This is a genomic window from Labrenzia sp. THAF187b, from assembly GCF_009363375.1.
GTDB lineage: Bacteria > Pseudomonadota > Alphaproteobacteria > Rhizobiales > Stappiaceae > Roseibium > Roseibium algicola.
Genome location: NZ_CP045345.1, coordinates 97,911 through 120,465 on the forward strand (window position 1 = coordinate 97,911; position 22,555 = coordinate 120,465).

Consider the following 22,555-nt stretch of genomic DNA (forward strand, 5'->3'; position numbering starts at 1 on the left):
CGCAACTTCCTCTCTGCGTAGTCCGGGTGTTCGACGACGTTCTGTGGTGGGCAAGCCAACGCGCGCAGGAGAGAGCTTCGCCCGGTGGTGGATAAGGAAATTCGATAGGTCTTCCTTGGTACGTATAAAGCGCTGAGCGGGCATGCCATTACCTTTTGTAATAGGATAAAATGCAATCTTGTATCAGGGTAAGCTTGGTCTGATTTTCGGCCTCTATCAAGGAGGCATCATGACATCTCATAGCGAAACCTGTCCTGTTGAGGATCGCTCAGCACCGCAGCTGACTAACAGTTCTGCGGCGGTTGCGGGGCCACGTGAATGGCTGGGTCTGACACTATTGGCCTTGCCAACAGCGCTTCTCGGACTGGATTTAACTTTGTTGCACCTCGCCTTGCCCGTGCTTGCCTCGGATTTGCAGGCTTCCAGCACCCAGGCTCTTTGGATTATGGATTCCTATGGTTTTATGATCGCCGGGTTCCTGATTACAATGGGTACACTTGGCGACCGCATCGGACGTCGTAAGCTATTGATGATTGGTGCGGCCGTGTTTGCTATCGCCTCGGTGGCAGCCGCCTTTGCACCTACGGCCGGGTTTCTGATCGCTGCGCGTGCGGCGTTGGGGATTTCAGCTGCTACGCTCATGCCCTCTACGCTTGCTTTGATTGGCGATCTTTTTGTCGAACCACGTCAACGGATGCTTGGTTTCGGTATCTGGACGACGATGTTTGCACTTGGCATGGCTCTAGGTCCAATTGTCGGCGGAGTAATGCTGACTTTTTTCTGGTGGGGTGCGGCATTCCTGATTGCTGTTCCTGTCGTTGTCTTGTTGTTGATTCTCTCTCCTTTTCTCTTGCCTGAGAACCGTGCGTCGAGTAGCGGACCTATTGATTTGACCAGTGTGGCCCTATTGCTCGCTGCGCTGTTTCCTGCTGTTTATGGGGTTAAGCAAATCGCCAAGATTGGCGTCGGGCCGGACGAATTGGGGGCGGTGGCAGTAGGAATATTGTTTGCTGTGCTGTTTATCCGGCGTCAACAGCGACTGGAAGATCCGTTGCTTGATCTGAGTCTATTCGCAAGCAAGGCCTTTTCTATTGCCTTGGTCATTTTGCTTTTTGGCTTGGTAGCTGTCGGTGGGACGATGCTTTTGGTCACGCAGTACCTGCAGTTGGTCAAGGGCTACTCTCCTGTGGTTGCAGGTCTTTGGATGGGGCCCCCGGCGCTTGCCATGATAATTGCGGGCATTGGTGCGCCTCTGATAGCGCGACGTGTCCGGCCTGGCTTTGTTGTCGCTGCTGCGCTGGTGTTGTCAGCGTTTGGATACTTTTTGCTAAGTCAGCTTGATGGCGGCTCTAACGAGCTATTTTTGGTTATTGCCGGATTTTCATTGGCTTATCTTGGTCTTGGTACCATTGCCGCACTTGGAACCGATCTTGTGGTTGGTTCTGCACCAGCCGAGAAGTCAGGGTCGGCATCTGCGATGTCGGAAACCGTACAGGATCTTGGCGTTTCATTGGGCATTGCCATTCTGGGCAGTGTGTCTGCCGTCGTCTATCGGCAAGACATTGCGTCCCTCGCGCCCTTGGACCTACCAGCGAAAATACGTGACGCCGTAAATGACAGCCTATGGGCTGCAATGTCGAATGCCTCAGAACTACCACCGGGTCTGATTGAGCAGGCAAAATCCAGTTTCGTTGAAGGTCTCGGGGTTGCGTCGCTTGTTAGCGCTGTCGTGGTCATCGTTCTGGCGGTTCTCGCGACTGTGACTTTGCGAAACATAAGTTCGCAAAGAGACGCTTAGGTGGGCATGGCCGTTCTAATTTATCTCTTCAGTGAGCAGTTTTGATTTGCTGAAGAGAGATCTGTCGGCCAACCACTGAATCCGCCCTCACCCCGCAATCGATGAAAGCCGTCGTAAAGGTCTCCTACGCGGCTTCCTGTCTGGCCCCGCAAGTCTTTTCCGCGCACGTTCTACAAGGATGTTGGGGTGTTGTTCAACGCGAAGGAAGCTCATGAGGGAGATCCGGGCAGGTCTTGATTGTGGCCCGTCCGGATCACTTCTCCTCAATCATTAGCTGATCCATCAGTCGAGTTGAACTCCTTAAAAAACAGTTAATAAAGTCTCATACTCCCTTGCGGCGTACAAGCGACGAGAGGTTGTTGCCATGGTCAAGGTGCATCCATATCGTGTTGTGCTGACTTTGGCAGGATCCATCTGCAAAGAGGTCGTTCTTGGGGCCGGCGTTTTGCGTTGCTCGGGACTGCCGCGCAATTTCCCAATGTTTTTCAGCGCGGCATGATCATTGAATGTAATGATTGGTGGGCTTCATCGCGCGTAGTGCCTCTCATGGTGATCGGTTGGATTCTGGTCCAAGGGCCGGCTGGTTTGGTCGATGTCATCAAGTCTGCAATCATCTTTATGAACGAATGTCGTCCTGTTCCTGTCTGACTGGCTGCGCAATTTCATCAGCCAGAGTTTGCAGGGCATCGATTTGGCAGCCCTTATTCGCGGGGCAACTTTGTCCACTTAGCGTTTGCTCCACTCAATTCAGGATTTCATTCCCAATGGGGGCGGCTGTTTGAGGCAGCAATCAGGAGGCTTATGTTTGGTTGCGGCGTGGAAGAAGGTTTGACCAACGCGGGTTGAGCAATATGAAGCCAACAAGGGAGCGTTGGCGTAGACTTCGCTGATGTTGACGGTGCATTGGTTTCCAGTCTGAAAGCATGCATTTGTTCGAAATGGAAGAGGTCGCAATCGAGCCCAGTTAATTGATGGCTTTTTCGGTTTTGCTAGTTGCGTGAAACGACCTTTAGCGCAGTAAGGTTGGTTCTGTGGCTATAGCGCCCTCCCCTAATGCGATGCGCTTCTTGGCGTGAAGACGTTTTCTTCAAGTGCTACGTAGTTTTCGTTGGTCTAATGATCTCCGGTTCGGCGTCCGGTTGCTGTCATACAGGCGGCTCGTCGTTTAGCCTTGAATTGAAGCCGCCGAATGATTGAGCTCTGTATTGTCACGTGGTTTGCGGAAGGTGTTGCTTAGCACTCATTGGTGGAGGAGACGTTAGACGGGGTGGCGCTGGAGGAGCAGATGTTCCGTTAGTTTCGGCTGGACGCATTGTGAGAAGCGGAGGCTTGCGTCTCCAACCAGAGGTCTCGCTACTTTCTTCGTTCGGTGTCACCTGCCTGCCCGCTCCGTTTTGTCCTGACTCGCTTCAAAGAACGAATATCTCGACAGCCCGTGCGAACCGGAACTCGTTGTGTCAGGGAGCAATTTTTTTTCGATACCTTGTCCGATTTGAGGTGTTTTCTGATCTCTTCTTTTTTAGCGTTGGATGGCGCGATGTTCTGGTTCTGAGAATGCTCTCAGGAAGCTGAGCGGTATTTCTTTGAAAGTGCTGTCTACGGATTGTCCAAGGCCTGGGGGATTTAAATGGCCATCTGCAATGTGATGCCTGTTCAGAATTTTCGGAAGTTTCAGGTTCACAGTCGCCGACGCCTCATAACGTTAGTAAACGTTTCAGGCACTGCCATGGGCAAAACGTTGTGAATATAGCAATTGCTATATCAGCTGATTTTTCCGGGTGTAGGTTGTGACCCCTCGGCGACAAAAGTCGCTTCGCTGGAAATTATAGCAATTGCTATATTGGGGGCGGTGCCGTGCCGAGTGTTCGTAGAGGCGCGAAGAACCAGACGCCAATTTTGGCGATTGTCCGGCGATGATCATGGTTTGTAATGCAAGGGTTCCAGGCGAAAAAGTCCTGCGGTCCTTGTGGCTAAAATGCGCAACAAAAAACTGGGTGGGCGACCTGTGAGGGCTGGGCACCAGATGTCAGGGCCTGTCCTCAATCCCGAGGCTTTTTTGGTTGATGGGGCGGCGAGCGCCTGGCGGGTCGTTAGATGGTCGCTGGCCTTCTGGCTGGACCCGTTCCGGCTAATAGCCTTTTTGCACGCCTGCTGTATTGCGGGTGCTCGGAGAGGGGAGGGGGCTTACAAACCCGTGAACGCATCCAGGCCACCAGTTTCCCGGGCAGCTTGCCGGGCACAGTCAAATAGAGCCTTTCTGTCCTCGGGCTTGTGCATGAGGCCAAGATTTGTGACTGTTGTCATCACGCAGGCAATCTCCTGCTGTGCATCAAACACCGGTACAGCCTGTCCCGTAATACCTGGCAGCAGGTGGTCGGTCAGTTCGGCCCAGCACTCGGCGCGAACGGTCTCGAGGATCTTGCGCGAGGGTGGTTTGCCTCGGAAATGAGGTGGCTGTAATTTCCTGGCAACGTTGATCTGGCTTTCGGGAAGGAATGCCTGGAAGACCAGACCGCACGCGGAATTGTCGACCGGCAGGACGTCACCAAGCCCGACGGAGCTGATCGAAAAAAGTGCGCTGCGATACCAGCGCACGACTGTTGGGCCACGCTCGGTCCAGATGGCAATGCCCGCGCTTGCGGCGTACCCACTGGCGAGTTGCTTCGTGTGCCTTGCCGCGATCTCTACAGGGTTTACGCGTTTCAAGGCGCCAATGCCGATACTCAGCGCGGTTGGGCCAAGATCGTAGTGCCCGGTCTGGGGGTCTTGCATGACGAGCCCCTCCTTCACCAGGCTTTGAAGGTATCGGTGTGCAGTCGGGCTGCCGGTGCCGGCCTGTTTGGCGATGACGCCAAGAGCCATGGCTTCGGAGCCATTGGCCAGGATGTTCAAAAATCGCGTGGCAATGGAAACGGATTGAATGTTGCCGGAGCGTTTGGGTGATTGCCCGGTCATTTCACCATCTGCGTTTTCACTCATTGCCTGGCACCTTAATCGGCTGATGCCTGGATTCGTCGTGCAACCAATCTGAATATTTCGACAACGCACACCCCTCCCGTCTCACCGACAGGGTATTTGGCAACCGTTGCAAGTTCAATCGCGAATGCAGCAGATTTTCCGTTGAATTTCAGTTTGTTGACTGAAGGTGTTGCCAGTTCGCCACATTTATTTATGAGTTTTATACTCATGTTGAAATGTGTAACGAGTTCTGTATAGTGAAATTCAGTTGATCCGGTCACCGGCGGCTGGGGCAAGCATGAGCCGCAACCGGTGACAGGGTCGTCTCTCCCCAACCGCTCGTGGGCAAGGCTTTTCCAGCTCGCGCAGTCACAAAGTCATCAGGATCAAGAGATGAAACCGACTCGTATTGCGACGATGCTTGGCAGCACCGCCGTGTTCACCGTTTCACAGATGGTTACCAGCATCGCATGGGCTCAAGATGCAGGAACCGGAACTGCTGCAGACGTAACTGTCCTCGATACGATTCTCGTGAGCGGCGAGAAGATTTCGCGCAGCCTTCAGGAGACGGCCAGCTCGGTCGAAATCATAACGGGGGAGGATCTGGCGACACGGCCGGATGAGGAGAATGTCCAGAGTGCCATTCAGGACGTTCCCAACGTCTACTATCCCGGCACGGCAGGCGTTGCGCCCATTATCCGCGGGCAGGATACGCAAGGGCCAAACACTGGCGCGGTCGCGTTTTATTCAGGTACCGTTCCTCGGGCGTCCATCAACATAGACGGACACTACCAGACCTATTTCGAAACTGTGTTCGGTGCGACATCGATCTGGGATGTGGACCAGATCGAAGTGTTCCGGGGCCCACAGACAACGTCTCAAGGTGCGAACAGCATCGCCGGTGCGATCATCGTCAAGACCAAGGATCCCACGTTCACGCCGGAAGGTGCGCTGCAGGCTGAATACGGCAGCTACAACACTCACCGTGTGTCGGGCATGCTAAGCGGACCGCTGAGCAGCCAGCTCGCCGCCCGTGTCGCGCTGGACTACTACGGCCGCGACACGTTCATCGACTACATCAATTCAAGCTTCACGGATGACGAGACCAACCTCGATATCATGTCCTTCAATGGACGGGCTAAGTTGCTCTATACACCGGACGCCATTCCGGGTCTGACGGCAAAGCTCACCTATGCGACCGCTCAGAACAATCAGCCGACATATGAAGCTGCGACAGTCCAGCCCTACGACCGGCTTGAAAACAGCCAGGCAAACGTGCCGAGCTTCTATTCCCGTTCACACACCGGGATCGCCGACCTTTCCTATGAGTTCGAAAACGGAATTGTCGTCAGCAACGTCACCCAATACACCGATCTGGAAGTGAAGCGGAGCGTCGAAACCGTCGGCAACGGCGATGCGACCATCGACCAGCAGAACTGGTCGAACGAAACCCTGGTGAATTTCGGAACGCAAGACAGCACCTTCAGTGGTGTTGCCGGCCTTTATGCAGCTCATACACAGTCAGACGAAACCCTGCTTTTGCCTTTCAATGGTTCGCCGGATTTCGAGGATTCCAAGACCAATCTGGGTGTATTCACCGAGATCGATTACCGGATCAGCGATGCCTGGACCCTGACAGGCGGTCTGAGGTTCGAGAGCGACCGGATCAAGCGTACGGGCCTGTCGTCGACGGTTGCGCCCAGGCCCGTGGATTTCGATTACGACGAGACCTTCAACGCGCTTCTGCCGAAGATTGCGCTCGCCTACAACATCACGCCGGACGTTACCGTAGGCGGCCTTGTCAATCGGGGTTTCAATCCAGGTGGTGTCGCCTTCGACTTCCTGAACGGACAAGCCCTGCCGTTCAAGGCGGAGACGTCCTGGAACTACGAAATTTTCGGCCGTGCCAATCTTCTGGACGACAAACTGTTTGTGTCCGCAAACCTGTTCTACACCGACTATCACGACTCCCAGCGTTACTTCCAAACGGTGTTGCCTGGCAGCAGTGTGACTCAGCTCCTCACGTTGAACGCAGAACGGGCCCACGCTTATGGTCTTGAAGTGGCGATGAGCTACCAGGTCCTGGACAATCTGCGTGTGAATGCCAATGCCGGTGTGCTTCAGAGCGAAATCTCCGAATTTGACACGCTGCCGTCGGTCGAAGGCAATGAATTCGGCAAGGCGCCGGGCTATATGCTGGGCTTTGGTGTGGACTGGAGCGTGCTGGAAAACCTGACCCTCTCGGCAAATGTCGAGCATTTCGACGGGTACTTTTCGGACGATCTCAACACGCCTGCTTTCCAGGTCGATCCCTATACAATCGCGAATGCACGGGCGACCTACCAGGTTCACGATCATTTCCAGCTCTATGGCTACGTGAACAATATCTTCGACGAGCGTGTTCCGACCTATCTCGAGAACCGGCCGGGAGTTGCTTCCTTCGCCACCATGACGGCACCGCGCATGTTCGGCATTGGTGCGAAGGCAACGTTCTAAATCAGGCTCCACGACACAATTCTGCCGGCGGCACGGGCTTCCCCAGCCGCCGGCAGAACATTGATTGCTTGAGAAAATTAGCCGTCTAAATATCAGCCTGGCGCGAATCGATTTTCCGAGCGAGAGGCGAGGGGAGTGGCTGCATCAACCTGCCAGCCTGAATTCCAGAATGCTGACGGGGCTAGACGTCGGAGTAATGGAAGAAGTCTCAAAGCCTGCCTTCGCCAACAGTTCGATAAACTCGTCCGCCGTCCGCTCCCTGCCGCCGAGCTGCGTCATCATGAAGATATCCTGGGACGATCCGCGGGCGCCGGCAGCAGCGTCGCTGGTCATCATGTCGATCAGGTAAAGGCGCTCTTTTCCCGTCAGGGATTGGCTGGTGTTCTGCAGGATGGTGATCGCAGCTTCATCGTCAAAGTCATGGAAGACCCGGCTGAACAGATAAACATCGGCCCCACCTGGTACATGCTCGAAGAAGGATCCGTTTTGGGTAGTCGCCCGGCCGTTCGACCGCATCTGCTCGAACAGCGGGTCGTGGTCTTCGACACCGCGCGGAAGCTCGAACAGAGTTCCCGTGGTTTCAGGGTTCCTGTCCAGAATTTGCGCCAGAAACGACCCGTTGCCACCGCCGACATCCATAATCCTGGTGCCTGGTGCGAATGCCAGTTTGTCGACGACGACAGCACCGATGCCTTTTGAGGCCCCGTTCATCTGGTCGTCGAACCGTTTTTGCGCTGCCTCATCCTGCGCGTGCCAATCGAAAAACGCGGAGCCATGGGCCAGATCGAAGGCGGTCTTGCCGGTTCGCAGTTGTTCGGGCAGGTTTTCCCAGCTTCGCCAGAGCAACGGGTCGAGTTCACAAGCCACCCAGTTGCGCAGGCTCTGCGGATGCCCCGGCACGAGGTGGCGGGTGACAGGGGAGGGGAGGTAGTGCCCCTGCTCATCCAGGGAAATCACCTCTTCATTGACCAGGTGCCTGAGCACTCGTTCCAGGAGACGGGGCTTTGTTCCTGTGATTTCCGCAAGCTCTCCCAGCGATCTCGCCCGCTCGACCAGAAGGGCGGGTATCCCGAGTTCGACAAGAGCACGAATACATTGAGACGTACGATATGCCGTGATCTGTGCCATCAGCTTGAAGGGCGGAACGGCTGCCGGGTGTTCGGAAGGTGTGGGAGCTGGTGCTGTCAATTTTGCAATCCTTGTAAATGAAAATTTGCCGGAGGGTCCGGCTCGATGGAGGGCAGGGGAGGGGGCTGGCTGTCAGGCGCCCAGGGTCGCGCCTCCATCGACCACGATGTCCTGCAGCGTGATGTGCCCGGCCTTGTCGGACGCAAGGAACAGCACGGTCTCGGCAATATCGTCCGTCGTGGCTACCTTTTGCAGTGGAATGCCGAGTTTGAACCGATCCTGTTGGCCTGCAACGAGCTGCCTGTAGCCGGATGCTACACCCGCCATTTCGCGCAACATCGGCGTATCGGTCGAACCCGGCGAGACAAGGTTACAGCGGATGCCGAAGGGCGCGAGTTCCAGCCCGATGCAGTGGCTGAGGCTCGCCATCGCCGCCTTGGACGCGCAATAGGCAGTCATGCCCGTGCGAGGCACATGCGCCGCGTTGGAGGCAATGTTCACGATCGCTCCGCCTTGCCGTTCCTTGAACACCGGTATCCATTGGCGCAGCAGGTAGAACGGTCCGCTGACGTTGACGTTCATACAGGCCTGCCAATCCTCTAGCGACAGGTCCTCCGCCGCCCCGGTTCGCAGGACACCGGCGGCATTCACCAGGATGTCCGGGTACCACCGGTCCGCCATGAGCCCGGTAGAGATCTTTTCAACCTGACGGGCATCGGCAAGGTCCGCAGTAAGAATGCGAAATGGCAGGGTGTTGTCGCCGGCCTGTCTGTCCAGACCAAGCACCATGGCACCCTCGTCACAAAACCTTTCTGCGATGCGCCGACCGATGCCGCTTGCGGCACCGGTTACGAACACGCGCTTGCCTGCGAACTGCCGAGTTGACATGTCGGAGCGCTCTGCTGTGTCAGGCTGCAAGGCGCTTGCTTTCAATGAGTGCCCACCAGCCGTTCAGGGTTGGGACACGCGCAAGTTCGTCAAAGCCGACCACAATGCCGCGTTCCTTCAGTTCACTGGCGAGTTTCATGACCTGAATGGAATCGAGACCATAGAAAATCAGGTTTTCTTCCGGATCGAGATCGGCGTCGTCTTCGATGAGCTCCAACACGCGGCTGTGCAGCCAGTCCCGCATCGGCTCAGACCTCTGGGCTGCACCTGTGAGGCTTGCCGTATCTGTGACCGCACCACAGCGGGTGGCGACATATTTCAGGGCCATCTTGTGTTCGGCCTCGGAAAAATCGGCAACCGCATCGCCAATCATGAAGGCCTGAATGTCGTTCATGAACGCATCCGCAACAGTCATCAGGCAGCCGATGTGTGCGTAGATGCCACCGACGATCAGTTGATCGCGGCCAAGGGATGCCATGCGGGCCTTGAGGTCGGATCGTTGAAATGCACTGTAGCGCCATTTCGTCAGAACCACGTCGTTTTCGCCTGGCTCCAGTCCCTTGACCACCTGCTGCAGGGCCGGGTCGGCCACGGTCAGGCCCGGACCCCACATGTCGTTCAGGAGTGCCCGGTCTTCCGGCGGCTGGTCATGAGGCTGAGCCGTGTAGATGACCGGGACATTGTTTGCATAGGCCCAGTTGCGAACGCGCTGCAGGTTGGCGATCAACTGCGTCATCAGTTCACCATCGGCGTTGTAATACCGCAGGAAGTAATCCTGCATGTCATGGATCAGGAAGACCGCACGCGCGGCATCCGGTTTCCAGCCGGTCTTGTTCGCCGGAAAGTCCTTCGGCATCGGGTAGTCGGAAATTGTCGGGATGGTCATTGGGAACCTCTACTGTGTCAGAGCGGGAGTGAATTTCTGCGCGAGATCCATGCGCAGCTTCTTCTTGTCGGGTTTGCCGAAGGCTGTGAGGGGAATGGCGTCCGCAAAACTGAAGCGGTCAGGCAGCTTGTAGTCGGCGACTCCGAGCGACATCAGGTGCCTGCGAAGAGCAAGCGGCTTGATGCAGGAGTTGTCCGAGACGATGACAGCACAGCTTTTCTCGCCGAGTGCCGGATCCTGGATGGCGACAAGGGCCGCTTCTCGGACATCAGGATGAAGCAGAAGCAGGCTTTCCACTTCTTCCGCGGCTATCTTCTCGCCGCCCCGGTTGATCTGGTCCTTTACCCGTCCAACTACCCGCAGATAGCCTTCAACGGTCCGGCACACCAGGTCACCGGAATAGTAGAACCCGTCCTCATCGAAGACATCGGCATTGTGTTCCGGGCTTCGAAAGTAGCCGCGGAAGGTGTAAGGACCACGCGTCGCGAGTCTGCCCGTTTCGCCGTCGGGAACAGGTTGCCCGTCTTCTCCGACAATCTTGATTTCGTCGTCAGGGCTGATCGGGCGTCCCTGTGTCGTGAAGACAAGCTCATCCGGATCATTCAGACGGGTGTAATTCACCAGTCCTTCCGCCATTCCGAAGACCTGTTGCAGCTTGCAGCCAAGTATCTGAGGGACCAGACGCGCATGGGACTCTGGAAAGTGCGCGCCGCCCACCTGCAGGAGTTTCAGGCTCTCCAGCGCCTTGCGATGATCAGGCGCTGCCTGAAGCCAGAGATTGACGGCGGAAGGCACAAGACCGGCCATGGTCACCTTGTGTTTGCGAATAAGCTCGAAACAGGCAAGAGGTTCCGGATTGGGGGCGAGCACGACGCAGCCTCCGGCATGGAACACTCCGAGTGCGCCAGGTGAACTGAGCGGAAAGTTATGCCCGGCCGGCAACGCGCAAAGAAACCGCGTTTCGGGTGTCAGGTCGCAAATTTCCGCGCTGGCCCTGACGCTGTAGTCGTAGTCGTTGTGCGTGCGTGGGATCAGCTTCGGTGTACCCGTGCTGCCGCCGGACAGCTGGAAGAAGGCGACTTCGCCTGGGGGTGTCTGGCTGTAATCGGGGGCAACGCCGTCCGGAGCACTTTCGATCCAGTGTGACAGGCTGGAGGCGGGATCTGCTTCGTCCATAAGAAGAACAGTGAGAGCACCGTCCTGCATTTCCTGCAGGGTGCCGATGAAGTCTTCCGTCCTGAACAGCTCATGTTGGCGGCTGGCGATCAGAAGTTTCGGTTCGATCTGCCGGGCATAGGCCGTCATCTCGTGACGCCGATGGCTGTAAAGCGCGTTGACCGGTGCAATGCCGGCCTTCAGCAACGCAAAAAAGGCGATGTAGAACTCGGCGAGGTTTGGCAGCTGTACCAGTGCGGTGTCACCGTGGCCCAACCCTTTTGCCGCCAATCTTGCAGCCAGATTGGAGGACAGTCGGTCGAGTGCGTCATAGGAAAGGGTTCGTTCGCTGCACACGATCGCCGGCGCGGAGGGGCGCGTTTGCCTTTGTTGATCCAGAATTCGGGTCAAAGGCTGATCGATCCAGTAGGCACAGGAGCGGTAATGCGCTGCCAGATCCTCTGGCCAGCGCTGAAATTCGACGTTCATTGGAAACCTGATTGTTTGGTAAGGTCAGGGGCTCAGGCGGCGAGGCCGCAAGCCTTGAGCATGGTACCCAGTTTGGTCTGGACTTCGGCCCATTCGCAGTCCGGTTGAGAGGCCTCAACGATGCCGGCGCCTGCAAAAAGCCGCACCACGTCACGCTCTACGATGCCGCAGCGGATGGTGATGGCCCATTCGCCGTTGCCCTGGGCGTCGCACCAGCCGACAATTCCGGTGAAAAGCCCGCGCTCGAACGGTTCGACAAACCGGATGAGACGGTGAGCCAACTCGGTTGGATATCCGCAGACAGCCGGCGTCGGATGCAGGAGGCATGCTAGCTGCAACACGGTCATCGACGGGTCGTTCAGCTGTCCCTCGATCCTGGTGGACAAATGCCACAAAGCCGCTGTGCCAAGAAGCGACGGCTGATCCGGCACATCGATCTGTGAGCAATAGGGTTGCAGCAATCGGTGAATGTCCTCGACGACCAGCCTGTGCTCGTAGCGATCCTTTTCGGAGCGAAGCAATTCAGTGCCGGCGTCCTTGTCGGCGGAGAGTTCGGGCAGGCGTCTGGTCGACCCCGCTAGCGGGTTTGACGTAAACGAACGTCCGTTCTTGCGAATGAGCAATTCCGGACTGACGCCGATCAGCTCGCTGCCATCCGGAAGTGGCACCTGGAACTGATAGCCGTCGGTGTTCTGGGCCCGCAGGCTTGTCATGAGCCGGTCGACATCGACAGGCTCTGCAAATTGCAGTTCCCGTATGACAGAAAGGACGGCCTTGCGGACATCACTGTGCTGGAAGTTGACGATGGCGTGTTGGACGGCCCGTTTGAAGCCGGCCTCATCCGGATAACTCCGCTGCGCGAGCAGCTCCGGCATGATGCGTTTGGTGACGGCGCCTCCGTTCGGCTCCTTGCAGGTGCGCCATTCATGGCGTTCAGGCACGTAGAGGCAGGACACCTCACCGAGATCGAACGGAATGGCACCAACGACAATCGGGTTTTTCTGGCCAGCATTGCGGGCGCGTTCCAGGGCTGCGCCAACCGTGGCTTGAAACAGGTCGCCCGAAGTTTTTCCGGTCCGGGCCGGGACGGCAATCCGCTCACGAATTCCGTCGGCATGCAGTTCGTTTCTGCCTGAAGTGAACAGAAATTTTCGCTTGGGATCAGGCTGGATGGCCACGTCTTCGTGACGCATCACTCTCGCTCCGGTTGCCATGGAGCATCTCCTATATGAATGGTTGACCTGCTTCAATACTTGAGTATGATACTCATGTTTTGTCAACACCAAAAGTCGCAATGAAAAATCTTACACCCATGCAGGCCGCTTACTGGACCGGGCGCGAAGCCAAGAGCTTCCTCGGAAATGTATCAGCTCATCTTTATGTGGAATTCGATGGCAGCAACATCGATCCGACCCGGCTGGAGGAGGCGGTTCGCAAACTCTATGAGACGCATGCCATGCTTCGCATGCAAATCACGGCGGATGGCCGGCAAATCATTGGAAAAACAGAAGAAAGCCTGTCTTTCGAGGTTGAGGACCTGAGCCGTCTCAAACCGCAAGCACTCGCCCATCGATTGGCGGAAAAGCGGGAGAGCTGGACCAGTCGATCGCTGGACCTTGCCAGCGGTGAGACGTCGGCATTCGGACTTAGCCTGCTGCCCGATGGGGCCGGCCGCTTGCATGTCGACACGGATATGGCGGCGATCGACCCGCCGAGTTTCTGCCTCCTCATGGAGGACCTTGCCCGGTACTACGAAAAGCCCTCATTGCCGGTGGAACCCGGGGAAAGCAGCTTTTTCGACTGGCTGGACGCCAAAGCCGATGATGTGGATTTGCACAGGCGTCAGCGGGAAGACAAGCGCTGGTGGCAAGAGCGTCTGGATGACATGCCGCCGGCGCCCGATCTGCCGGTCGTTGCCGCTGGCCAACGGGTCAAAAGCGGCAGGCTCGCCGCCTATCTGTCGCCTGGCGAACGCAGGTCACTGGAAGGGACCGCACGCCGGCTGCGCGTGACAGTGTCGGCATTGATGCTGGGGTTGTTCGCCGCTGTTGTGGGAGGGGCCACCGGCAGCGGCCGTTTTCGTCTCAACGTGCCAATGTTCTGGCGCGCGCCTTACACCGCCGGTGTCGAGCGGCTTGTCGGAGACTTTTCCAACACCCTCATTCTGGCGGTCGATCTACGGCCCGGGGAGACCTACGAAGAGGTTTGCAAATCTCTGGCCGGCAGAATGCTGGACCTGCTCGCCCATTCTGCCTATCCGGGTGTCAGCGTGATGCGTGATCTGTCGCGCCATCAACGGTCCCTGCAGTCTGCGCCCATCGTGTTTACCTCCGGCCTCGGTCTGCCTATGGGAGGCCTCTTCTCCGAACGTGTCCGCCAGCATTTCGGATCGATGAACTGGGCCGTGTCACAAGGGCCGCAAGTTGCCCTGGATGCTCAAGTTGCGGAACTGGACGGCGGTATCCTGCTCAACTGGGATATCCGATATGACGCACTGCCCGAAGCCTGGGTCGATGCCGCGTTCAAGAGCTATGAGCGGCTCGCGAGGAAAGTTGCGGCCGACCCGCGGTCACTTGGCGAACAGGCAGTTTGCAGCGTCATGACGTGCGGCTCTGCAAGACGGCCCGCCACATACACCGAAGACATGCTTCTGGAACTGTTGAACCGGCTGGCGCCGGGCAGGGTGACTGGCAGTGACGCTGACATGTATCTCCCTATCCGAGATTTCGGACTGGGCGAGGGCGATCTTGCGGACTTCGTCACCTTTCTCAATCGTTACATTCCGTCTGCAGCCATTGCACCGGAGGACATTGGGCCTGCGAGCACAACTGCTGCCCTGGCATCCCTGATCAATGATCGCTCCGGCAAGGCGTCGGACAGCATCGCACGAGCTTTTCTGCAGGCGGTTGGCGCAAGTAGCCGGATTTCGCTTGCAGCTCAACCTGCCGAATAGATCCGCTGGAGACATCATGACATCCGAACTGACGTCGCTGCAGCGCGCGTACCTCCTTGGCAGAAGCGAATATGTGCCTCTCGGCGGTGTCGCGATGCAGGAGTTTCGCGAGTATCGCGGTCGCTTCAACCTCGCTCTTCTGGAGCGCCGGCTGCTCCATCTGGCGGAGCGATATGACAGCCTGCGGACGGTTGTCGACGGCCAAAGCCAATCGAGACAGGTCCTGGCAACGCCGCAGGTCGATTTCCTCCGCATCGATCTGTCCGACCAGACGCCGGAAAGTGCTGAGCAAAAGATCGCCGAGTTGAAGCAGGGGTTTTCCCATGAGCTGTTCGACCTGACAGCACCGCCCTGGCGGGTCGTCGCGTTCCAGCTGCCCGAAACGGGCGGCGAGACCGGAGATGACTGTGCAATCTTCTTCCGGTTCGATGCGCTGATCCTGGACGGTTTTTCCATAGCTGCGCTGATGGTTGAACTGTTTGAGGATCGACAGATCGAATCCGCGACAAGCTTGCCTGTTCCTTCTGCCATAGAGCCGATCAAGAGCCAGAACGAGGCTGATGCAAACTACTGGAAGGCCAAGCTCCGGTCTTACGAAGGCGTGCCGAAGCTTCCCTGGGCGAAATCTCTGGAGACCATTGGAACCTCTCGCTATGCGCGCGCCGGTTTGACAATCGATACAGCGCGATTCCGCAAGCTCACGCGCATGGGGGCAAAGGCGAGCCTCTTTCGAAATACGATGCTGTCGGCCGTAATCCTGGAAGTTCTGTCGCACTGGTTGAGCGAAGGGAGCCTTCATGTCGGAGTACCGGCGGCCCCGCGAACGGAAGGGGGATACCAAAACGGGTCGACGTTCTTTGCCGTCGCCTGGGACGGGCAGGGAACAGACGATTTTGTTGCCAGGGCAAGGGCCTTGCAGGACGACGTTCTGGAGGGGCTGGATCACCTGTCGTTTTCCGGCGTCGACATCAGCCGGTTCCTGATGGATCTCGGAGGTGGTGCAAGTGGTGTCGCCCTGCCGGTTGTCCTCACGAACGGGCTGTCCTGGCCAGTGCTCTCCTCCGATGCGCACGTTCGCCTGCATGACGGCCTGACACAGACACCGCAGGTCGCATTGGACATTCGCCTGGGTGCGTTGGCCGACGGAGGCCTGGCGATCGATATCGATCATGCCGTCGAAGCTATCGAGCGCACCGTCGTTGATGACATTCTTGCAGCCATCGACAGGGCCGTGACCGCCATCTGCGAAAGCGATGAGCTTCAGGTCGAAGCGCGAAACGTGCTGGATTTCGACCACTATCGGTTCAACATGCGGGAGGAGACTTATGCCGCCTGCGGGTTCCTGAGGCGCATTGCCGACAACATGTTTTCAGCACCGCCGGAAAACGACGCGCTCGTCTGCGGTGCACGTCGGGTCTCCTATGCAGAGCTCGGCAGGGGCGTGCACAAGGTGCTGGCGTCTCTCGCAGCCCGAAACCTTCAAAAGGGAAATGTTGCGGTTCTTGCGCTGCCGCGTTCTCCTGAGCAGACAATGGTGACGCTGGCCTGTGCGCTGCGTGGGGTAATCTGGGTTCCAGTGGATGCTTCTGCCCCAGAAGAGCGCAGAAAATTTCTCTGCGACAATTGCAAGCCAGACCTGGTCGTCGGAACGCAGCCGGTTGAGGGCTACGACGTCGTTTCTGCCGAGACGCTGCTGCAGGGAGACCCCTCCGGCGACGTATTTGACTTCATGCCACCGCTTCAGGAGCTTTCGTCCAGTCCGGAGGCTGCGTACTATCTTTATACCTCAGGTACGACCGGGAAACCGAAATGCGTCGTGCTGTCCAACCGATCGACCGACAACGTCATCGGCAGCACCAATGCGGAGTGGGAAGTCACTTCAGATGACGTCTTCATTTCAGTCAGTCCATTGCATCACGACATGTCTGTCTATGAGGTCTTCGGGTGTCTGACCGCTGGCGGAACGCTGGTTCAACCTGCTGAAGGCGAGGAGAAGGATGCGGTTCGGTGGAACCAGCTGATTGACGCGCACGGCGTAACGATCTGGTCGTCGGTTCCGACAATCTTCGAGATGCTGCTTTCCTGCCGCCAAAAGCCGGAACTTGCCAACCTGCGCCTGATTAACCAGGGCGGTGACTACCTCAAACCGGCGGTGATCGCAGATGTCAGGCGCAGCAACCCGGCCATCCGACTGAGTTCAATCGGCGGACCGACCGAAACCACGATCTGGAGTATCTGGCACAGGATCTGCCCGGAAGACACGGGCAACATACCTTATGGCCGCCCGCTGCCGGCAAACCGGTATTTCGTGCTCAACGAGAAAGGCGAGCACTGCCCTGTCGGTGTTGTTGGCCGTATCCATTCTTCGGGTGTGAACACGGCGCTCGGATATCTGGAAGGCGGCGAGTTGCGGCAGCATGACTTCGTCATGATCCGGGATGAGCACGGAGAGCCGGTTCGCGCATTCCGGTCCGGAGACCGGGGGCGATACAGGCGCGACGGCCTGATCCTGTTCGACAGCCGCGTTCAGGGCTACGTCAAGGTGCGCGGCGTCCGCATTTCCATGCCTGACGTCGAGAATGAACTTGTGAAACACCCTGACGTCGCCCGCGTTCTACTGACGGATCTTGGAGACGAACGCCGTGGGGAAACCGAATTGGGCGCCCTTTATGAACCGGTTCCTGGAAGCGGACTTTCCGATGCGGACCTTCGCAATTTTGCAAGACAGCACCTGCAGGAATCCCACGTTCCCGCGTACTTTTTAAAGGTGGATAGCATTCCTTTGTCTGCCAACGGAAAACCGGATCGAAGGGCTGCGAGGCAATTGCTTGCAGATTTTTCTTCCAGACAACCGGCGCCGCAAAGGAAAGTATCCCCGGCAAACCGCCGGCTTCTCGACATCTATCTGGAGGTCGTCGGCTGCGGAGCAACGTCAGCCGTAAATGGGGCTACCGACTTCCTGTCGATGGGGCTTTTACCGTCGCATCTCAAGACGATCGCTCAGCGCATCTCCGACGAATTCGGCGTCGCTTTGCCGCCAAAGCAACTTCTCATGTGCCGAAACGCGAACCAGGTGGAGGAACTCGTTTCTCGAGAGTTGCCTTGATTGGCCTCAAGACGTTCCGTTTTCCAACCTTGCGAAAAATTCCGCCGTCATTTGAAATCGTAAAAGGAGTTTCGTTCATGCCGGACATCGGTCCAACCGGTGAGATGCCGCTGACGCTGCCACAGCTCGACTTCTGGGAAGAATTCACTTTTCATCCCGACCAGCCCGTGTCGACGGTCGCGCATTACATCGAGCTTGAAGGCGACATTGACGAGCCTGCGCTGACCAGGGCGATCACACGCACCATCCGCGAGGCCGAGATCCTGTCGGCGCGGTTTCGGGTGAGCCCGGATGGTGGAGCGCCGGTTCAAGTTTGCGATCCGGAGTTTCTGCCCGCGCTTATACAGGTGGACTTGCGCGAGGAGGCCGAGCCACTGGAAGTCGCCAGAAAGCGGATGGAAACCGATCTGGCCGCAAAGCTGGATTTGCGGCACGATAAACTGTCGGCGCATGCGCTTTACCGCGTCGGGGAGAGAAACTACCTCTGGTACATCCGCGCTCACCATATCATCGTCGATGGATATGGTCTGGCACTGATCGAACAGCGTTGTGCCGAGCTGTACAATCATTATCGCGGCCAGGGCGATGCCGGTCTGCCATTCCATCCGCTGGCAAGTTTTCTGTCTGAAGAGGCTCGATATCAGGAGAGCCGGCAGTGGAACGACGACAAGGCGTTCTGGTCGAACTATTTCGCAAGAGCCGCCGACATCGAAGTTCTGGAGAGGGGAGATGAAGACTATGGTGGCCCCGGCTATCACGCTCAGGTTTCCCTATTTCCGAAGTTCACGCGAAACCTGCAGGCAACCGCTGCGGCGGTTGAAATTGGCTGGCCGGATCTCCTGACACTGCTCTGCGGTCTCTATCTTCTGGGCGAACGGGCCGGTCGGCAGATGCCGCCCGAGAATGCGTTGACACTCTGGCTTCCTTTCATGAGCCGGTGGGGCAGTGTGGGGGCGCATTTGCCGGCGTTGCTGGTCAACATTCTGCCGTTCCGGATGGAGGTGAACAGAACCGACACCCTGGCAGATTTTCTGAAAGGCTCGGCCGCTGAGCTGAAACGCCAAAGACGGTACAGCCGCTACCGTATCGAGCAGATTTCACAAGACCAGGGGCTGACGGAAGGCAGCCGGTACTTCTTCTCTCCCCTGATCAACGTGCTGCCCTTCAATGCACCGGCTTTTACCGGTTGCAGGTCTCGCCGCCACATTCTTGGCAGTGGCCCCGCTGACGGCTTCAATCTCACTTTCCGAGGGGAGGGTGACGCAAGCAACCTGACCCTGTGCCTGGACGCCGATCCCAGCCTGATGAGCACACAGACTTTCAGCGAGCACGAAAAGAAACTGCCGTCATTCCTGTCGGGTGCACTTCAACCGGAATGGCTGACACGACCGGTCGGCGATGTCCTTGGAACGACTTGTTCGTCCGCTCTGTTTGACGCAGCTGCGCAGAGATTTCCGATGTAGTGACGTATCATAAGGGACTGACTGCCTTTGGAAGGGGAGGGCAGCGTCCGTGGAAAAACAAGTGGCAAGCCGGTCGGATACGAGCTGGGCTACCGGCCAGGTGGCGGCGCGAAACTCTCGGTTATGGCCATCGTGGCAGGCCAGACAATCCTGGTCTTGTGGCTGTTGTCGCGCAGCACTTGCAGAACTTCCCTCGCGATTGTTCGCCCAAGCTGCTCCAGATCGATCTCGAATGCCGTTACCGGCGGGTTGAGGAAGCGAAGGAGCTTGCTTCTGCGCAGTGTTGCAACCGACAGGTCCTTGCCCGGTGACAGCCCGGCTTCCTGAAGGGCCGAGTAAACGCCAAATGCCATCAGTTCGTAGTTCAGCAGCAGCGCGGTCGCCCGGTTGGGCATTTCCAGGATCTGGCGGGTCACCTGATTGCCGCCGGACTCGCTGACTTCACACTCGAAGATCAGACCGGGATCGAATTCCAGCCCCGTTTCGGCAACTGCGGTTTCATAGGCTTCGCGCAACACACTGGCGATGTTGGATCGGGTCGGCGGCACGGTAATGGCAATGCGTTTGTGCCCGAGAGCCACCAGCTTGCGGATTGTCTGATCGACATATCCTTCGAAATCGAGATCGATCCAGGGGTGCTGGTCTTCCAGGCGTGACCTTCCGAGTGTCAGGAACGGGAGCCGTGACTTGAGCAGGAACTCGATCCGCGGATCGTTCTTCATGGTCGCGGTTACAACAATGGCGTCCGCCGTGCCACGCGCGATAACGCGTTTCAGGAACTCCGTCGGATCGTTGGCGGAATGGCAGGGCAGGATGATGAGATCATAGCCCTGATCGTCGAGTTCGGCCTGCATGGCGTCTATCACGCGCATGAAGAAGTTGTCGCCGCTCCTGAGTTCCGACTGCCCGGTTTCGAGCATGAAGGCGATTGTCTGCGTTGTTCCACGACGCAGCGAACGGCCCGAAGCGTTCGCACTGTAGCCGAGTTCAACTGCGGCATTGAGCACACGCTCTCGGGTCTTTGCGTTTACATCCGGCTTGTCGTTCAGCGCTCGCGAAACGGTTCCGATAGAGATCCCAAGATGTTGCGCGAGGTCTTTTATGTTCAAGGACAGGGGCTCCTGAAAAGATTTCCGAAAACGTTTACGAAACTTCTTGACACAAAGTTCCATCGTAATCTAGCGTCGTAAACGTTTACGGAGCCCGGAAAGACGAAAGGTCACAACCGCGCCCGATGGGAGGAAATCACATGCAGACCGCCGTCATGGTGGGGTGCGGAGCCATGTCCGAGGGCTGGCTACGTGCACTTCAGGACATCAACTCTTCCGGCAAGCGGGTTGAGATTGTCGGCTTTGTCGACCTTGATACGGACCTTGCGCAAAAACGTGCTCAGACCTCCGGCTTCGGCAATGCAGAGGCCGGAAACGATCTGACGGAACTGCTGTCCAGGCTGAAGCCAGACCTCTTGTTCGACATCGTCGTGCCATCTGCCCGCAACGAGGTGGTGACCCAGGGCTTTGCTGCCGGCTGCGATGTGCTTTCCGAAAAACCGATGGCGAATTCGCTGGATGAGGCAAAAGCACTGCTCGACGTGCGACGGGATCAGGGCAGGGTGCATGCCGTGATTCAGAACCGCCGGTTTCTGCCCGGCATCCGGCGTGCAAAACAGTTCCTGGACCAGGGTGGCATTGGGCGGATTGCGGAGGTCCATTGCGACTTCTTCATCGCACCGCATTTCGGTGGGTTCCGGGAGGAGATGGACCACGTGCTGTTGCACGACATGGCGATCCACACTTTCGACGCGGCCCGTTTCGTCGCCGGGCTGGAACCGCGCCGGGTCTTCTGTCACGAGAGCAATCCGTCCCATTCCTGGTACCGCCACGGAGCCAGTGCCGCCGCCATCTTCGACTGCCATGACAATGTGACCATGACCTATCGCGGCTCGTGGTGTGCGGAAGGTGCGCGCACGGACTGGGAAGCCTCCTGGCGGATCATCGGATCGCGCGGAACTCTTTTGTGGGACGGCAACGAAGGCTTCCGGGCCGAAATCGTGAAATCGGCCGAAGGCTTTCTGTATCCGCTGGAAGAGGTCGAGGTGCCCGAATTGCCCGCATCGCTGGAGGCCACCGGCCATGCAGGCGTCATCGCCGATTTCCTGGACGCGCGTGAGACTGGCAGGGCCGCTCTCACGGATTCCGCCGACAACATCCGCTCACTCGCCATGACATTTGCTGCAATCCGGAGCGCCGAGGAAGAGCGCTTCGTCGAGATAGATATCTGACCCGAGGACATTCATTCATGAGCAATCCTGCAAAATCCATTCGCATCGGAACGATGATCGCCGCCACGGGCGGAGAAGCTGCGAAGCGGATCGATGAAATCGCCGATCTCGGGTTTGAAAGCTTCGAACCGTTCTTCTGGCAGACGACCAACGGGCAGGACCTGGCCGAGCTCGGCAAGCGCTGTGTTGAGGCGATCGGCGACCGGGACATCACCATCTCGACCCTGGGCATGTTCGGGAACCCGCTGGAAGATCAGCCGCTGGATCGCGAAACCCTTCAGGGATGGAAGGACTGTATCGATAACGCCCATCACTTCGGCGCCACTTGCGTCGCCGGCTTTACCGGCAGGATCCGTGGCAAGCCCCTGGAAGACAGCCTGCCCAGATACAAGGAAGTCTGGTCCGAGCTTGCAAAGCGCGCCGCCGACAAGGGTGTCAGGATCGCTTTTGAAAATTGCGCCATGGACGGGAACTGGCAGACCGGCGATTGGAACATCGCCCATAATCCGGATGCCTGGGAACTGATGTTCAACGAAACGACGGACGACAATCTCGGCCTGGAATGGGAGCCTTGCCACCAGCTTGTCTATCTGATCGATCCGCTGCCGCAGATCCGCAAGTGGGCCGACAAGATCTTTCACGTGCACGGCAAGGACGCCACAGTCCGCCATGATGTTATCCGGGAACACGGCATCTTCGGAAAACATCCGTTCGTCTTCATGCGTACGCCGGGTTTTGGCGATAGCAACTGGACAGACATCATCAGCGAGCTGCGTCTTGCAGGGTATTCAGGCTCCATCGATATCGAGGGCTGGCACGACCCGGTCTATCGCGACGAGCTCGAAATGACCGGCCAGGTGCATGCGCTCAACCATCTGAAAACTAGCCGGGGCGGTGCCTTCATACCGGGAACCGGCAAATACGAAGGCGGCGATCCCTCACTCACCTAGGGCA

14 protein-coding genes are annotated in these 22,555 nt (G+C 57.6%); 7 read left to right on the forward strand and 7 right to left on the reverse strand.

The features are described 5' to 3' along the window. The first annotated feature begins 229 nt into the window (after positions 1-229). On the forward strand, positions 230-1,798 hold the full coding sequence (locus FIV03_RS28295; RefSeq protein ID WP_152512469.1) for an MFS transporter: 1,569 nt from the start codon (positions 230-232) through the stop codon (positions 1,796-1,798). A gap of 2,184 nt (positions 1,799-3,982) precedes the next feature. Here FIV03_RS28295 and FIV03_RS28300 read toward each other — a convergent pair. Beyond that, on the reverse strand, positions 3,983-4,777 hold the full coding sequence (locus FIV03_RS28300; RefSeq protein ID WP_152512165.1) for an IclR family transcriptional regulator: 795 nt from the start codon (positions 4,775-4,777) through the stop codon (positions 3,983-3,985). 372 nt (positions 4,778-5,149) lie between these two features. Here FIV03_RS28300 and FIV03_RS28305 point away from each other — a divergent pair, with 372 nt between their 5' ends. Continuing rightward, positions 5,150-7,252 carry a TonB-dependent receptor gene (locus tag FIV03_RS28305; protein ID WP_152512166.1) on the forward strand — a complete coding sequence of 701 codons (2,103 nt, stop codon included), beginning with the start codon at positions 5,150-5,152 and terminating at the stop codon, positions 7,250-7,252. A 144-nt stretch (positions 7,253-7,396) separates the two neighbouring features. On the opposite strand, the gene FIV03_RS28310 is transcribed toward FIV03_RS28305, so the two are convergent. The 5 genes from FIV03_RS28310 to FIV03_RS28330 all read right to left on the reverse strand — a co-directional run bounded on the left by FIV03_RS28310 (position 7,397) and on the right by FIV03_RS28330 (position 12,991). Next, a complete protein-coding gene (locus FIV03_RS28310; RefSeq protein ID WP_152512167.1) occupies positions 7,397-8,440 on the reverse strand; it encodes a methyltransferase in 1,044 nt (347 codons plus the stop codon). 72 nt (positions 8,441-8,512) lie between these two features. After that, positions 8,513-9,268 carry a 2,3-dihydro-2,3-dihydroxybenzoate dehydrogenase gene (dhbA, locus tag FIV03_RS28315; RefSeq protein ID WP_152512168.1) on the reverse strand — a complete coding sequence of 252 codons (756 nt, stop codon included), beginning with the start codon at positions 9,266-9,268 and terminating at the stop codon, positions 8,513-8,515. Between the two features lie 19 nt (positions 9,269-9,287). Next, entirely contained in the window at positions 9,288-10,154 is an 867-nt protein-coding gene (locus tag FIV03_RS28320) for an isochorismatase family protein (protein ID WP_152512169.1), read from the reverse strand. A gap of 9 nt (positions 10,155-10,163) precedes the next feature. Then, entirely contained in the window at positions 10,164-11,798 is a 1,635-nt protein-coding gene (locus FIV03_RS28325; RefSeq protein ID WP_152512170.1) for a (2,3-dihydroxybenzoyl)adenylate synthase, read from the reverse strand. A gap of 32 nt (positions 11,799-11,830) precedes the next feature. Next, positions 11,831-12,991 (reverse strand): isochorismate synthase, encoded by a 1,161-nt coding sequence (locus FIV03_RS28330; protein WP_286202351.1) that lies wholly within the window; start codon positions 12,989-12,991, stop codon positions 11,831-11,833. 101 nt (positions 12,992-13,092) lie between these two features. Between FIV03_RS28330 and FIV03_RS28335 the strand changes: the two genes are divergently transcribed. From FIV03_RS28335 to FIV03_RS28345, 3 genes are all read left to right on the forward strand, one after another. Beyond that, positions 13,093-14,751: a condensation domain-containing protein gene (locus tag FIV03_RS28335; protein ID WP_152512172.1), complete on the forward strand. Its 1,659-nt coding sequence runs from the start codon at positions 13,093-13,095 to the stop codon at positions 14,749-14,751. A 16-nt stretch (positions 14,752-14,767) separates the two neighbouring features. Beyond that, positions 14,768-17,857 (forward strand): AMP-binding protein, encoded by a 3,090-nt coding sequence (locus FIV03_RS28340; protein ID WP_173014025.1) that lies wholly within the window; start codon positions 14,768-14,770, stop codon positions 17,855-17,857. Between the two features lie 77 nt (positions 17,858-17,934). Next, positions 17,935-19,320, forward strand: coding sequence for a condensation domain-containing protein (locus tag FIV03_RS28345; RefSeq protein ID WP_286202336.1), 1,386 nt, complete (start codon positions 17,935-17,937; stop codon positions 19,318-19,320). A gap of 89 nt (positions 19,321-19,409) precedes the next feature. Here FIV03_RS28345 and FIV03_RS28350 read toward each other — a convergent pair whose 3' ends face one another. Next, positions 19,410-20,429, reverse strand: coding sequence for a LacI family DNA-binding transcriptional regulator (locus FIV03_RS28350; RefSeq protein ID WP_075281880.1), 1,020 nt, complete (start codon positions 20,427-20,429; stop codon positions 19,410-19,412). A 140-nt stretch (positions 20,430-20,569) separates the two neighbouring features. Here FIV03_RS28350 and FIV03_RS28355 point away from each other — a divergent pair, with 140 nt between their 5' ends. Then, on the forward strand, positions 20,570-21,601 hold the full coding sequence (locus FIV03_RS28355) for a Gfo/Idh/MocA family oxidoreductase (protein ID WP_152512174.1): 1,032 nt from the start codon (positions 20,570-20,572) through the stop codon (positions 21,599-21,601). 17 nt (positions 21,602-21,618) lie between these two features. Further along, positions 21,619-22,551, forward strand: coding sequence for a sugar phosphate isomerase/epimerase (locus FIV03_RS28360; RefSeq protein ID WP_152512175.1), 933 nt, complete (start codon positions 21,619-21,621; stop codon positions 22,549-22,551). Positions 22,552-22,555 lie beyond the last annotated feature (4 nt).

Coding starts and splice junctions, on each gene's coding strand:
- FIV03_RS28295 (WP_152512469.1), top strand. CDS start 230: ATGACATCTCATAGCGAAACCTGTCCTGTTGAGGATCGCTCAGCACCG.
- FIV03_RS28300 (WP_152512165.1), bottom strand. CDS start 4,777: ATGAGTGAAAACGCAGATGGTGAAATGACCGGGCAATCACCCAAACGC.
- FIV03_RS28305 (WP_152512166.1), top strand. CDS start 5,150: ATGAAACCGACTCGTATTGCGACGATGCTTGGCAGCACCGCCGTGTTC.
- dhbA (WP_152512168.1), bottom strand. CDS start 9,268: ATGTCAACTCGGCAGTTCGCAGGCAAGCGCGTGTTCGTAACCGGTGCC.
- FIV03_RS28320 (WP_152512169.1), bottom strand. CDS start 10,154: ATGACCATCCCGACAATTTCCGACTACCCGATGCCGAAGGACTTTCCG.
- FIV03_RS28325 (WP_152512170.1), bottom strand. CDS start 11,798: ATGAACGTCGAATTTCAGCGCTGGCCAGAGGATCTGGCAGCGCATTAC.
- FIV03_RS28330 (WP_286202351.1), bottom strand. CDS start 12,991: ATGCGTCACGAAGACGTGGCCATCCAGCCTGATCCCAAGCGAAAATTT.
- FIV03_RS28335 (WP_152512172.1), top strand. CDS start 13,093: ATGAAAAATCTTACACCCATGCAGGCCGCTTACTGGACCGGGCGCGAA.
- FIV03_RS28340 (WP_173014025.1), top strand. CDS start 14,768: ATGACATCCGAACTGACGTCGCTGCAGCGCGCGTACCTCCTTGGCAGA.
- FIV03_RS28345 (WP_286202336.1), top strand. CDS start 17,935: ATGCCGGACATCGGTCCAACCGGTGAGATGCCGCTGACGCTGCCACAG.
- FIV03_RS28355 (WP_152512174.1), top strand. CDS start 20,570: ATGCAGACCGCCGTCATGGTGGGGTGCGGAGCCATGTCCGAGGGCTGG.
- FIV03_RS28360 (WP_152512175.1), top strand. CDS start 21,619: ATGAGCAATCCTGCAAAATCCATTCGCATCGGAACGATGATCGCCGCC.